Annotated in this window: 10 protein-coding genes; 2 read left to right on the top strand and 8 right to left on the bottom strand. The window is 48.3% G+C overall.

The genetic code is table 11. The annotated features are described in order from the left end of the window. Nucleotides 1-25 precede the first annotated feature (25 nt). The 8 genes from B7P33_RS06740 to B7P33_RS06775 all read right to left on the bottom strand — a co-directional run bounded on the left by B7P33_RS06740 (nucleotide 26) and on the right by B7P33_RS06775 (nucleotide 10,582). A complete protein-coding gene (locus B7P33_RS06740; protein WP_097441202.1) occupies nucleotides 26-4,090 on the bottom strand; it encodes an HzsA-related protein in 4,065 nt (1,354 codons plus the stop codon). A 79-nt stretch (nucleotides 4,091-4,169) separates the two neighbouring features. Then, nucleotides 4,170-5,057 carry a 3-hydroxy-5-phosphonooxypentane-2,4-dione thiolase gene (gene lsrF / locus B7P33_RS06745; protein WP_097441203.1) on the bottom strand — a complete coding sequence of 296 codons (888 nt, stop codon included), beginning with the start codon at nucleotides 5,055-5,057 and terminating at the stop codon, nucleotides 4,170-4,172. 14 nt (nucleotides 5,058-5,071) lie between these two features. Then, entirely contained in the window at nucleotides 5,072-5,686 is a 615-nt protein-coding gene (locus B7P33_RS06750; RefSeq protein ID WP_097441204.1) for a DAK2 domain-containing protein, read from the bottom strand. Nucleotides 5,687-5,689: 3 nt separating this feature from the next. Next, nucleotides 5,690-6,703 carry a dihydroxyacetone kinase subunit DhaK gene (locus B7P33_RS06755; protein ID WP_097441205.1) on the bottom strand — a complete coding sequence of 338 codons (1,014 nt, stop codon included), beginning with the start codon at nucleotides 6,701-6,703 and terminating at the stop codon, nucleotides 5,690-5,692. Nucleotides 6,704-6,706: 3 nt separating this feature from the next. Next, nucleotides 6,707-7,027, bottom strand: coding sequence for a VOC family protein (locus B7P33_RS06760; RefSeq protein WP_097441206.1), 321 nt, complete (start codon nucleotides 7,025-7,027; stop codon nucleotides 6,707-6,709). Between the two features lie 10 nt (nucleotides 7,028-7,037). Further along, nucleotides 7,038-7,709 (bottom strand): cupin domain-containing protein, encoded by a 672-nt coding sequence (locus B7P33_RS06765; RefSeq protein ID WP_216359362.1) that lies wholly within the window; start codon nucleotides 7,707-7,709, stop codon nucleotides 7,038-7,040. After that, nucleotides 7,648-8,832, bottom strand: coding sequence for a chorismate transformation FkbO/Hyg5 family protein (locus B7P33_RS06770; RefSeq protein ID WP_097441207.1), 1,185 nt, complete (start codon nucleotides 8,830-8,832; stop codon nucleotides 7,648-7,650). The genes B7P33_RS06765 and B7P33_RS06770 overlap by 62 nt, the downstream gene beginning before the upstream one ends. A gap of 1 nt (nucleotide 8,833) precedes the next feature. Beyond that, nucleotides 8,834-10,582, bottom strand: a complete 1,749-nt coding sequence (locus B7P33_RS06775) for a YVTN family beta-propeller repeat-containing protein (protein ID WP_141402406.1) — start codon at nucleotides 10,580-10,582, stop codon at nucleotides 8,834-8,836. A 289-nt stretch (nucleotides 10,583-10,871) separates the two neighbouring features. Between B7P33_RS06775 and B7P33_RS06780 the strand changes: the two genes are divergently transcribed. Both B7P33_RS06780 and B7P33_RS06785 read left to right on the top strand, forming a co-directional pair. Then, nucleotides 10,872-11,990: an NAD(P)/FAD-dependent oxidoreductase gene (locus B7P33_RS06780; RefSeq protein WP_097441209.1), complete on the top strand. Its 1,119-nt coding sequence runs from the start codon at nucleotides 10,872-10,874 to the stop codon at nucleotides 11,988-11,990. A 10-nt stretch (nucleotides 11,991-12,000) separates the two neighbouring features. Continuing rightward, nucleotides 12,001-13,233 carry a metallophosphoesterase gene (locus B7P33_RS06785; protein ID WP_097441210.1) on the top strand — a complete coding sequence of 411 codons (1,233 nt, stop codon included), beginning with the start codon at nucleotides 12,001-12,003 and terminating at the stop codon, nucleotides 13,231-13,233. Nucleotides 13,234-13,270 lie beyond the last annotated feature (37 nt).

A 13,270-nucleotide genomic window follows, 5' to 3' on the forward strand; every position in this document is an offset into this window, starting at 1 on the left:
TTTTTTATTTAAACTTAAAATCTTCTTATTCCTCAATAACCACCCTAAACCCTACATTATAGACCTTTTGCCAGGGCAAATAGGCTTCGGCCCCGTCGAAACTAACTACCGATGCCCGGTCGCGCCAACTATATCCCTTAGCGGTCTTATAGTTTTGGTCATAGGTGAAAGGCGCCCAAAGCGGTTTGTTATACTCAGTCTGGGTCCATTCGGCTACATTACCGATCATATCGTATAACCCAAAGGCATTGGGTTGGTATTGGCCTACTTCGGCCACGATCATTTGCCCGTCGTTTACTGTTTGGGAACGCGGCACAAAATCGTAATACGGGCGTAATCTATTGTTTTCGGCCATGGGTTTGGGATCTACCCCCGTCACAGCCATATCGCGCAACGATACATCGGCTAGGTTGGCATAGGCGCTAAAATCGGCTGTGGCATCAAAGGGCATATCGGTCACATTACCCGCACGGGCGGCCCATTCCCATTCCGATGCATGGGGTAAACGTACCTTTTTGCCCAATTGGGTGCCAAGCTGCTCGCAAAAATCCATCGCTACTTCATAGCTCACCCGAATAACGGGCTGGCCAGGTTTATTGGCCGGATAACCTTCATTGACGTGGTCTTTCCAAAACTGATTGATAAAGCGGCTATCGTGTTTCGGAAAAAGGGTTTGGAATTGGGCATTGGTGACTTCGGTGGTCCCCATCCAAAAAGCTTTATCGATTTTGGTTTTGATTGCCTTACCGGACACGGGATCCGTTTTAAAGTAGGTCCCGGCCGGAATGCGTACCAAGGATATGCTTTGCCCGTTTTTCAAAGAAACCTCTTTACGATAGCTGCCATTTTTGGCCTGCATGGTTTGGGCCTCCGCGGCATCAAAGCCCCATTGGGTAGCCTTTTTATGCGGCCCGGCCAATGGTGGTAAGGATTTGGGAATCACAGGGTCTATACGGCCCTCTTGTTTGAGCTGTTTTATACGTATCCCTAATTCCTGTCGCCAATCTACTTTGATATTACTGTACTTCTGGGCCAGTTCCATACGCCGTTCTTCTTGGTCGCAGCCCTGATAGGTAGCCGTAGCCTGGAAAGTACCATTATAAGGCGTATTAAAATCGATCCATTTATACAAAGTTTGCCATTCGGCCTCATCTAGCTGTACATTATGGTGTCCGTTTCGTAGGTTTCGGATTAATTCGGAGGTACTTACATGGTACTCCATGGGTTGCATGGTATGAAGATCCGCCTCCGGGCCCTGACGGCGTACAAAGGGGTGCAGGTTTAAGTAGCTTTGCGACATCTGTACCACCGGATCCAAGGAAGTATCCTTAAAGTTAGGCCGTGAGGGTTCGGCACCATTGTGGCAACCCACACAGCGCTTATCCAATATAGGTTGTATCTCGGCTTCGAAGGTAAAAGGCCGAATACCCCCCTTGGGCGGAATCAATTCGCGTGGAGTTTGGGAAGAGGCCATGGCATATTTGGGCCGGGCTATGGTATTTTGATCTTCGTGACAGCCCACACAACTCACTACCTCTCCGGGCATGGCGGTTATCCAAGAACGCATCCACTGCACGGCGGCCCCATCTTTATCTACTGGTTGCATCGAAAAAGGTAGGTTGGCCGGAACTTTAAAAATAACCGAACCGTCTTCGTTTACAGGTACGGTACCCAACTCCCGTTTAATATCCCACCCGGCTTCAATACCTTGGGCCATATGGTTTCCGGGCGAATTGATATAGTGGTATTCATAGCCGAACACCCGCAATTCCTTTATGGTCCCTTTGGGCACTCCCCGCGTACCGGCACCTTGATAAATATCTTGGATATAGATCGTCGCAGTGGTGTCTTGGGGTTTTATACGCTCCGGGATAATGGGCGGCACCTCCTTTTTACGGATCGGAATCGGATGTAGATAGCCTTCCCCTTCCGTTTCAACAATCAGGGTCATATTGTCGAAGACATCGACCAGATAAATGCCCCACAGACTGTCCGGATTCAATTTGGCTGCTACCAAATAGTATTTCTCGTTAATGGGCATGGGGGTCAAGAACTGTGGCCAAACCCCATCGACCAGCTTGTCTTTGATCTCGGGTTCTACTTTTTTGTTCCTATATGGAATTTCCTGTACTACCCCACTGGCCTCGTGACGGCCCAATTGGGGGTCGAAAATAACCATACGGCCCGAGCGTGAAACCCCATGATGGCCAGACACTATGGCTACAAAAGCATTGTTGCCCTTACCCGGAAGCGGCTCGGGGTCGAACATACTATTGGGCCAATAGGAACCCGAACCATAAAGTTCCTTTTTATTGGTACCATCGGGGTTCATATGCATCATGATCCTACTGAAATAATGGGTATTGTCGGTATACTCCCAACGTAGGTATTGGATACGGCCGTTGTTCATTACCACCGGATGCCAATCATTATCCTGCCCAAAATTAAGGCGACGTAAATGTTTGTCTTCGGGATTGTATAGTACCATACTACCCACCACATCGCTACCGGCCACACAGGGCACGCCATTGTATCCGATATTGGAAGAGGCCACGATTTTACCATTGGGCAAATAGGCCCCATCGAAAAATTCGAGATCGGGTTCGTTTACTTGGGTAATGGGTCCGGGTGCAATACTCCCATCGAGACCCAACTCATAGATCTGCCAGCGGTTTTTGGCATCGGCCGTCGTAAACATAACCCTATTGGCATCCCAGTGTAGGCTTACCGAATTGATTCCCGCCCGGTTTTCGGAGGCATATACGGTTTTGGCTTTGGGCGTACCCCCAAGATCCGATAGCAATTGGATCTCGGCATCGAAACCGCGTCGGGGCGAACTGAGCATACTTTTCCAATTCGCACCCTCGGTCCCTAGTTTTGGTGCCATATCTTTTCGGGCCTGCCTTAGTTTTTGGTTTACCACCAACAACTCGTCAAAATCCAATACCGACCTATGCAACAACAACTCCCGTTTAATACGCACCACGTCCTTAACCAAAGGGGCTAGACCAACTTCACCTGATACCAATGTCGCTTGCGCTGTGATGAATTTGGTTTTAAGTGTATCTAGCTTGCTTGTGGCTAAGGCACCATCGAAATCGGGTTGTTTTTTTAAATCAGCTACGGCCAAGGCAATACTTTCGGGTTTAATCCAACGTAGCTGTTCCTGAAGGTCCACCCTTTGGGCCAAGGTATCTATCAAAGGATAGTAAGCCTCGGGTGTGTTCACCGCTTGGGCCTGTTTTTGGTAAGCTTCCTGATGGTCGAGTTTGGCAATGATCTTGTCTATCATTTTCTTCTCTACCGACTGATCTAATTGGGTAATAACATCCTCAGGTTTACCCGGATAATACGCATATAACTGCTGAACAAAGTCCGGATAGGCCTTTTGCAGTTCCTTTAAATATACAGCGGCCGAAAGCGTTTTTATGGCAAATTGGATACTGGACCAGTCAAAATGCCCCCCACTTTCAACCCCACAAAGGGCCGTAAACTGGCGGTATTTTTTATCGAGCTTTACGATAACCACCCCATTGGCATGGCAGGTAAATCCGTTCGCATAGGTTTCCCCATCGATGGCAATGGGTTTTTCGGCAAAATTGCTATTCTTTACCGGAAATTTCCAATCGCTATGGGTATGTATCCATTCCAACTCCGTAGCCCAGGTTTTACGCCCTTTGGCATCGGTGAATTGGGCATTGGCCCAGGCCCCATGATCGTAACTGTTCCCATCGGGAGTAGCACGGGTTTCCAAGACCAGGTATTCGAGTCCGCTTACATCGTATTGTACCGCAACAGGGGCATCGGCCTTGCGTAGGGTTTGGGTGGTAAAGGCCGGTTTGGTCTTGGTCTTGGCCTCTTGATAGGCCTTGCGCAATCGCGATAGCATGGGGGCCAGATCTTCTTTTTTCTTCTTCCGGATTTCCGCTACGGCTTCCGTAATGGGTAGGTGTTCCTTTTCCATAGGTTCCCATTCCGAAAGGGCGATATAGTCCGATTCGGAAACGTAGGAATGCCGTTGGATCTGCAGATAAATACCCGTAGAACAACTCAACAACAACAATAGTATGAGATACTGTTTGGGTTTCATAGGACATCTTTTTGGCCAAGGTCCTACCAGGGGTAGGCCAGGCGGGATTAGCGGGAAGACTCATCTCCCCATACTTGCATTATTCGGCTTTTACAGCGGCCTTTATTTCTTCATACAGGGCATAGGCCTGTTTCGGGCTCATAGCATCGTGTACCAAGGCATGTACGGCCTGTATCATGGCGATGGGAGCATCGGATTGGAACACATTACGGCCCATATCTAACCCAGCGGCACCATCGTTAATGGCTTTGTAACATAGTTCCAGCGCCTCCATTTCCGGAAGTTTTTTACCTCCGGCGATTACCACCGGTACAGGGCAGGAGGCCACCACTTTTTCAAAACCATCGCAATAATAGGTTTTTACGATATTGGCCCCATTTTCGGCACATACCCTAGAGGCCAGCGAAAAGTAGCGGGTATCGCGTACCATATCCTTACCCACCGCGGTAACGCCCATTACGGGAATACCATACTTTTGTCCGGCATTCACCGCTTCCATGAGATTGGCCACGGTTTTGGCCTCCATTTTGGGGTCGCCGATGGCCAGCATTACGGCCATGGCACTAGCATTCATTTTTACCGCATCCTGAACATCCATAAACACATTGTCGTTCATATCGGTAAGGATGGTGGTACCGGCATCGGCCCTGAGGCAAATGGGTTTGTTGGAAGTCGGGGGCACGGTAGACCGCAAAATGCCGCGTGTGGCCATGATACAGTCGGCATAAGGCACTAGGGGCAGTATATTCAAATCGATACGCTCCAAGCCCGAAGTGGGCCCCATTAAAAATCCGTGATCAAAGGCCAACATAACCGTACGGCCCGATTTTTTATTAAAGATCCGCGACAGGCGGTCTTTCATACCCCAATCGAGGTTATCGCAACCTTTAAGGTAAAACTGTTGTCCTGCAATCGCTTGGTCTAGCCCAAAATCGCGGCCTTCCCTTATATCATCTAAATCTGCCATATTCTAGTTATTCGTTAATTAATTGCGTTGTAAAACGCCCCGAACATACAGGCCCAGGAACTCGCCCCGGGATCGGCATGCCCTATACTTCGTTCGCCCAGGTTACGGGCCCTACCAAAGGCAGCTTGCATTTCAACCGTGGCGGCGGCCCCATTGGCAGCGGCTTCAGCACCCGCCTTGAACAGGGCTTTTATATCTCCCTCGGCAGCCTCCATGGCCGTTACGGCGGGCACTAGGGCATCCATTAGGGTTTTATCGCCCGGTTTCGCCTGGGTATTTTGCTGCATACTGGCCAAGCCGGCCCGGAACATGGCTTTTACCTGGGGTACATTCAATTGGACCCCTTTGGCGGCGGTTCCCATGCCCAGAAAGAACCCACCGATCAACGTACTGGTTGACCCACAAGAGCGTGTCATGGCGTTCATGGCCATTTGGGTGAGCATTTGGTTAAATTCGGTACCCTCACGGGCCGAATCGTTTACAGCGGCCAAGGCCTCGGTAATGGCCGTACCATGATCCCCATCTCCAGCTATGGCATCCAAAGCGGAAAAATGGGTTTCTTGGGCCTGTACCTCGGTATAGGCCCGATTGATCATTTGCTTAAAAACTTCTAAGGTCAATACATCCATAGCCTAGGGGTTTACAGTCCAATAGGGTGCATCGGAGCCATGGTTTTTTAAATAATCGACATGGTCATCGTCCAATTTGCCCAAGATCATTTGGAATCCGGATTGTTCTTGTACGGTCAACAGTTCGGTAATCTTCCCGTCGACCAGTTCGGCCCCGGATTCTTGCAGTACTTGTCCGGCCTTGCGGAAGATTATACTCATCTCCATATGGGTAGTGGCCCCCACCCCATTGATATAGAGCAACACCTTATCGCCTTTTTGGATCTGCAATTTCTGCATAAGGGGTCCTATCATTTTGGAGGCCGTCTCATCGGCGGATAGCAAGGGGGAACGTCCGCCGCCGCCCTCACCATGTTGTCCCATACCGATTTCCATCTCACCCAAGGGCAACTCGGCAATGGTAACACCCGATTGCGGATGGGTACAGGCTTTCATGGCCACGGCCAAGGTGGCCATTTGACTGTTAAAGCGTTCACCTATTTCGTAAACCTCCTCCAAAGACTTACCGGCATCGGCCGCGGCACCAACGATTTTATACAAGGGTACACAGCCCGCCAAACCCCTTCGGTCTTGATCAGGGGTATCCAATCCGGCCGAAATATCTTCGTGGGTCAACATTATCTTGACCTTAATGTTCATGGCATCGGCCATTTGTTTGGCCATATTGGCACTCATTACGTCACCCGCATGGTTAAGCACAACCAATAAGATTCCGGCAGGCCTGTTGAATTTTTTCAAGGCTTCCAGCAATCGCGGGGCCCCTGGGGCCGCAAAAATATCGCCCACTACCGAACAATCGAGCATACCCTTACCCACAAATCCCGACAAGGCCGGTTCGTGTCCGGCACCGCCTAAGGTGACCACGGCCACCTGATCTTCGGGTTTAGGTTGGGCCCTTACAATGGTGTGGGTGCCGAACAGCTGTACCTTATCGGCATAGGCCATTACATAGCCCTCTAATAATTCTTCGGTGATATGTTTGGGATCATTGATCCATTTATAAATCTGGTTTTCCATGGTTTATTGGTTTTGGAATTGCATAAGTTCGATAGGTGCACCTTCTTCTATGATGAAGGCTACGGTAAGACCGGGCGCCGGGTCAAAAGGTTCCATTAAGATCTCGTTACCTTCCAAAGCGGCTTCAAGATCGGGCACTTCATAGGCAATATGGGCCGTGGTCTTTAACAGTTCTGGTAAGGGCGAATCGGCCTCAAAGCGAAGCCACTCGATCTTATTCGGGCTTTCATTGAAGTCGGTGACGTAGAGTCCGGACGCTTCCATATGTATTTCTTGCTCTTGTTGAATGGTGGTGGGGATACCCACATGGTTAAATGTTCTCATGGCGCAACTTTTAATTGTTTCCTAAAATATCTGCAAAGACGACCTTGGGGTGGGTAAATCGGAGTCCGTTACCGTCGTGGTAATTGGCATATTCGGTTACGATACAGCCTTGGGGCCCGGCCATCATAAAATGGGGCGATTCTTCTTCGGCCAAACTCGAAATATGTCCTCTTTCGGTAATTACGAACTTATCGGATTTTATATGTCCCTTTTGGCTTTCGGGCAAGTCGGGCATGCCTTGGGTTTCCCCGGCCACCCCAAAATTATAGGTCATACCGTGGCGTACATGCCAACTCTCCATTTTGGCGGGAAACTCCGTTTTCATGTGGCTATGCTCTACGATCATTTGCCCGGGTAGCAAGAAAATTTCGTGGCCCAGGTATTGGCCATCGACACTGTTTACCCAGAAAACCCCGGCCATACCGGCATTGACAAAATCGCCCAGACCGAAATCGGTAATGAACATATGGTCGAGCAACCAGTCATCGACTGGATAATCGTAGAAGGCCATCAGTTCTTTATAAGCGTTCAAGGTTTTTTCGGGACTCAGTTTCCCGTTTTCATAAAAATCGGCATTGGTGTATTTTTTCATGGTTTTTTCTTTTGTGGTGTCTTGGGCCTCAACGGTCAGCGGACCGAAGATCAAGGCCAGCACCAGTAAGGGATACAGGATTTTTTTCATGTTTCAAGTTTTTTATGAATGAATAGGTAGCTTCGATTTCTATTAACAGGGAAGGGCGGCATACATCGGCATGGAGTGGAATAATCCGGTCTCCAAAAAAGGCATGGCATAATGGTTTTACCACAGACCAATCCGATGGGTTTTTTAGGTACACCCGGGCCACTTCACCCCTCATTTTTGGAGGATGGCCATCCAAATCAATGGGTAAATCGGCATGTTCCAATACCGCTTTAATATTCTCTAGGGTAATTTGGGTCTGTTCGATCACATCGGCCTGGGCCAAACTGGCCTCACCCCGAATAGCGGCGGTACCGCTGATATACAACATACCGGAAGTGGCATCGCAAATACATTTGGCCCGTTCGAATTTTGGGGTTTGCTTTTGGCTATGGCCCACCAAAACCTGCTCACTATAGCCATGTGCCGCCTGCTGTAACGGATTGTCCAAGGCTATTTCTAGGGGCACGCCTTTAACGGCCAGGGTATCTATGACCAATCCGCCATAGGAAGTACCGATGCCCGTAGCCGCCGGATACCCATAGGGCCATGGGATTTGATCAAAAAATGCGGCTCGACTATTGTTGAAATTTTGATAGTGTTGCCCATTGGTGGTACAATGGGTGATCCGTTCGATATAGTTCCATTGGCGTTTTATATGTTGCCGACCAAAACCTAACCGATCTAGAGTCTGCCCCAAATCTTGCATGGCATTTTCCGAGGTTTCCTTGGAATCAAATCCGGCCGTTTCGGATGCATAGGAAGTATACAAATGGGTTTGACCCTCTTGTTTTATGGTTATTGCGTACAAAGGCGTTTCGGTATGGTAACGCACTTGGCATCCTTGGAGTTTTAGGGTAATCACTTCCAGCATCAAATCGGCAGCTACAGGCGATTGCCCAATACAATTCAGTACCGGCCGTGCCTTTGGCCATCGTTTTTCACCCTCTTGAAGAACAGCCTGGCGGAAACGGAAAAAGTCAAAAGAATCTATGGCCCCAAAAAAGAGGTTGACCTTTACAACCGTTCCCCATGGTTTAATCAAATCCAAGGTTTCGGCCACCCAACTATGAAGGTCACTTTTCCTTGGGCTTGCTATATAGGTATGTATCTTTTCCTGTAACATCTTAGAGACTTTTTATGTAGGTTACCAAGGCTTTCAAATCTTTTTTCTTAATGGGTTTGTTCCCTAGGCCATGACCATGGACTTGAAACAAATCGGTTAAGGTGGCCGCCCGGCCATCGTGCAAATACGGTGCGGTACGCCATACCTCCCTAAGGGTAGGTGTATCCCATCCGGCCTCGAATTCTATCTCCCCTATCTGATGTCTATTACCATCGGTAAAATAGGGGCCGTAATGGCATTGGGTACAGCCCTTGGACTCGAATATCTTTTTACCCTGTTCAATGGTTTTTGCCATGCTTTCATCTTCAGCCACTGGGCTGGGAAGAGGTTGTAGCGACTTCAAGTAAGCGTCTACAGCTTGGGCATCGGCTTCCGGGATCTCGGCAAACTGGATATGGGTGAATCCGGCCCTTACGGCGGTCTCGGCATCGGGACGTATGCCCGTGATCATGGCCGGTGCCGTGGCATGACTGAACAAAAGGCTCTTACAGTTCTTCGGGTTTCCGATACCATCGTTCAACAGATCCCAATTCAGACCATCGACCCGACCTTGACCCGGGTGGCAGCCATTACAAGATTGCCAGGTTTGGAAACAATTCGTGGCATCGTTAAAAATGCGTTCCCCTTTACGGGCCAGATCTTCTGAAAAATCAGGATTTAAGGCTATCGTAGACAACAGCCCATTACCTATATCATAACTATGAAGTTGATCCGAAAAATAGGAGACCACATATACCTTTCCGTCTTGGGTGGCCATACTTCTAGGGCCATTGCCAGGAATGGGAATTACCTTTCGGATGCCCTTTAAAAAATTTAGGTCGTAGGATAACGCTTCAGCAGCGCCATATCCCTTGAGGCGCGAAACTAACTGGGTATATTCGATACTACTCAACTCATGGGTACCCGAATGGGAAAGGAACAAACGGTCGGTAGTCACCAATACATCCCAAATTCCGGCCATGCCCCTTTCGGGTAAATCCGTTAAAAAACTGCCCAACAATTTTTGGTTTTCGGTATCGATTACCGACACAGCGCTGGTATTCATCCAGCCCTGTTGCAATTGGGTGGTGGGTACCTGAAAACGCCCCAAATTATGGGTGGCAAAAACGTACTTACCGTCGGGGGAAAGCTCCAATCCACGAATCGCATTGCTCCCATTGGTCAGGGCGATATGCGACTTTACAGTAAAAGTCTCCAGATCGATAACACTGATTTTACTGCTCATTTCCTCCCCATCGGCTGGGCCATCGGGTAAAAAATTACTGACGTAGAGGGTTTTTCCGTCTAAGGAAACTACCAAGTCCCGAGGTTCGCGAAGTACCTTTAAGCTACGTATCTGTTTAGTGCTTAAATCAATGGCACTAATTGCATCTACCCATTGGTTACAGACGTAAAGTGTTTTTCCATCGGGGGCCAATTTGGGCGATCGGGCCCCCATGGGCAGTGGAATTTTACTTTCCAAGCTACGTTGTTCCAAATCGAAAATATGTAGGGATCCTTGGGTATGGCTCGTGGTTACATATAGCTTTTGACCCCTTAGGGTGATTCCGGTTGGGGGGTCTTCCAACGAAAACTGATGCAACAAGGCGCCCTCAGGAGTACGGATATCTACTGTTTTGGTTTGGGCATGGGCCAAAACCATTTCCCCTTGGTCACTAAGGCCAATAGCGGTGGTATTCAGAAAATGCGGTTCCTGGGCCATAAGCAAGAGGCCAAGAAAAAAAGCCAGTAGGGTTCCGTACGTTTTCATCGCCGTAGATTTTTGGGTTATCCAGCGTCCGATGACCGTAGGCCCGGCCAGTAAAGAAGGTATCCATTGGTGTACGTTCCTAAGACCAAAGCCTAGGACTTCGGTTCAAATCGGTTTTACACGCCCACCAAAACGTATAAAATATAGACTAAAGGTACATGCCGGTTACATCCGAAAACATAACATTTATCAGCTTTCGTAAAATTTTCGTGGATTGTTTTTGGTATATGAAAACAAGGCTTGATTTGAGATAAGGTTTATCTTTAATGCGTAAAACACACCCCTAGCTATGGAATGGAGTTTTTGGGAAAGGGAAACCTGGTTGGCCCGTTTGGATTATGTGATCATTGGCAGTGGCATCGTGGGTTTGAATGCGGCCTTGGCGCTGCGAAAATCGGAACCTGAAGCCCGAATTTTAATCTTGGAAAAAGGCCAATTGCCCCAAGGTGCCAGTACCAAAAATGCCGGATTCGCCTGTTTTGGCAGTGTCTCGGAGCTCTTATCGGATCTAAACTCACATACCGAAAGTGAAGTGGCCGAATTGGTTGAGCAGCGTTATAAGGGGATATTAGCTTTACGAAAGCTACTGGGCGATGAAAATCTCAATTTTCAAAACCATGGGGGCCATGAGGTGTTTCTTAGCCACCAGCAAGATAGTTATCGGAACTGTTTGGAACGATTGCCCTACCTCAACAACCTACTGCGGCCTATTTTTAAGAGCGATCCCTTTAAAGTAAACCCCAACCGTTTCGGATTTGAAGGGATTTGCAATCAATATTTTACCCAGACCTTCGAGGGGCAGATCCACACCGGAAATATGATGGCTGCCTTGTTAAAACGCGCCCATGCCGCCGATATCAAAATCTTGAACCAAGTAAGGGTCAACGGTTATGAAGAAGATGCGGATGGGGTACGGGTTTTTGCCGATGGATTCGAATGCCGCTGCAGTAAATTGCTATGGGCTACCAATGGCTTTAGCAAGGCTTTGATCGGGGAGCCAGTTGCTCCTGCCCGCGCCCAAGTGTTGGTCACCCATCCGATTCCAGACCTTAAAATTAAAGGAACCTTTCATTTGGAATCGGGCTACTACTATTTCCGTAATATTGGCAATCGTATTTTATTAGGTGGTGGCCGCAATCTCGATTTTAAAGCAGAAGAAACCACCGAATTCGGACTCACCCCATTGGTACAAGATCGCTTGCAAACCTTGCTGCGCGAAGTAATTTTACCACACACCTCTTTTAGTATAGACCAACGCTGGAGTGGCATTATGGGGGTAGGCCCACAAAAAGCCCCTTTGATCAAAAAACTATCGGAACATGTGAGCTGTGGTATACGATTGGGTGGCATGGGCGTCGCCATTGGAAGTTATACCGGACAGATGCTGGCCAAAATCGCCAAAAAATAATATACCAAACATGAAATACACCCCTATTGCACTAATTTTCCTTGTGCTGTTAAACTCAGCCTGTGCCCCCAAAAGAAACCAGGTAACGCTCAAAAGGGCCCCTTATCTACAATCGGTCATAGCCGATAGCGCTACCGTACTTTGGCGTACCGATAGGCCAATGCCAACGGGCTTAGAAATCCGGAAAAAAGGGGAAACGGACTGGTTTTATGTACATGGTTCGAACAAAAAAACCAACACAGGCCTCATTGAACACGAGGCGGTAATCCATAATCTGGCCTCAGGAGGTGTTTATGAATATCGATTAATGCAAGGCGATCGACCTGCTTGGGATAAAAAAACCTATAGTTTTCCGGCAGCCAAATACCAAGGCGAAGACCGCTTTACCTTCTTTGCGGCAGGAGACATTGGCGAACCCGTGGCCAATGGGGGCACCCCCGATCAGATGGGGAAAACCTTGGCCCAAAGAATTTCGGATTTTGATTTTGGCCTTTTATTGGGCGATATCATTTATCCCGATGGTAAAAGCGAAGTATATGACAGCCAATTGTTCGATTATTTTACGGGTGTTTTTCCCTATGTTCCCATTTTTCCGGTTTTAGGCAACCACGATTGGCACGAGCCCGAAAAAAACTATATGCAAGAATGGAAATTGCCCCATAACGAACATTACTACAGTTTCGATTATGGCAATACCCATTTTGTGGCCCTAGATACCGAAATGGGTGGTATGTACGATATCGAAAACCAATTGGCTTGGTTAAAAGAAGACCTAGAGAAGCATAAAAATGCCCCTTGGTTGATCGTGTACCTGCACCATAACGGTCATTCGTGTACCTATAAAAAAGACTATGAGGGGGTGGTAAAACTATATCCCATTTTTGCCGAATATGGGGTAGACCTGGTCTTGAACGGGCATGCCCATACCTACGAACGTTTAAACCCCATGGATGGCAAGGGGCAATTGATAGCGGGTTATAACGGCCCCACCGACAGCTACCAAAACCCCAAAGGTTTTGTAGCCATTACGGCCGGCAGTGGTGGTAAATTACGCGGTGTTGGCAGCGACCCCAAACCCTATAGTCCCGACCCGGAAAACTGTCGCTACCCCGGCCTCACCGCCAAGGCCATACACGATTGGGTATACCTACAAATATCGATCAACGGCAACACCCTAGAAGGCAAGGCCTTTACTACCCATGGGAATACGGAAGTGGATTGGTTTACGGTAGTAAAAGATTAACAGATATGAATTACTTCTTTACTAATTTTAAAAGGAC

The organism is Sediminicola luteus, assembly GCF_002514735.1.
In the GTDB taxonomy this organism is placed as follows: Bacteria; Bacteroidota; Bacteroidia; order Flavobacteriales; family Flavobacteriaceae; genus HQA918.

What these genes read in the sequence shown, in the direction of transcription:
- B7P33_RS06740 (WP_097441202.1), bottom strand. Translation starts at nt 4,090, where the DNA reads ATGAAACCCAAACAGTATCTCATACTATTGTTGTTGTTGAGTTGTTCT.
- lsrF (WP_097441203.1), bottom strand. Translation starts at nt 5,057, where the DNA reads ATGGCAGATTTAGATGATATAAGGGAAGGCCGCGATTTTGGGCTAGAC.
- B7P33_RS06750 (WP_097441204.1), bottom strand. Translation starts at nt 5,686, where the DNA reads ATGGATGTATTGACCTTAGAAGTTTTTAAGCAAATGATCAATCGGGCC.
- B7P33_RS06755 (WP_097441205.1), bottom strand. Translation starts at nt 6,703, where the DNA reads ATGGAAAACCAGATTTATAAATGGATCAATGATCCCAAACATATCACC.
- B7P33_RS06760 (WP_097441206.1), bottom strand. Translation starts at nt 7,027, where the DNA reads ATGAGAACATTTAACCATGTGGGTATCCCCACCACCATTCAACAAGAG.
- B7P33_RS06765 (WP_216359362.1), bottom strand. Translation starts at nt 7,709, where the DNA reads ATGAAAAAAATCCTGTATCCCTTACTGGTGCTGGCCTTGATCTTCGGT.
- B7P33_RS06770 (WP_097441207.1), bottom strand. Translation starts at nt 8,832, where the DNA reads ATGTTACAGGAAAAGATACATACCTATATAGCAAGCCCAAGGAAAAGT.
- B7P33_RS06775 (WP_141402406.1), bottom strand. Translation starts at nt 10,582, where the DNA reads ATGAAAACGTACGGAACCCTACTGGCTTTTTTTCTTGGCCTCTTGCTT.
- B7P33_RS06780 (WP_097441209.1), top strand. Translation starts at nt 10,872, where the DNA reads ATGGAATGGAGTTTTTGGGAAAGGGAAACCTGGTTGGCCCGTTTGGAT.
- B7P33_RS06785 (WP_097441210.1), top strand. Translation starts at nt 12,001, where the DNA reads ATGAAATACACCCCTATTGCACTAATTTTCCTTGTGCTGTTAAACTCA.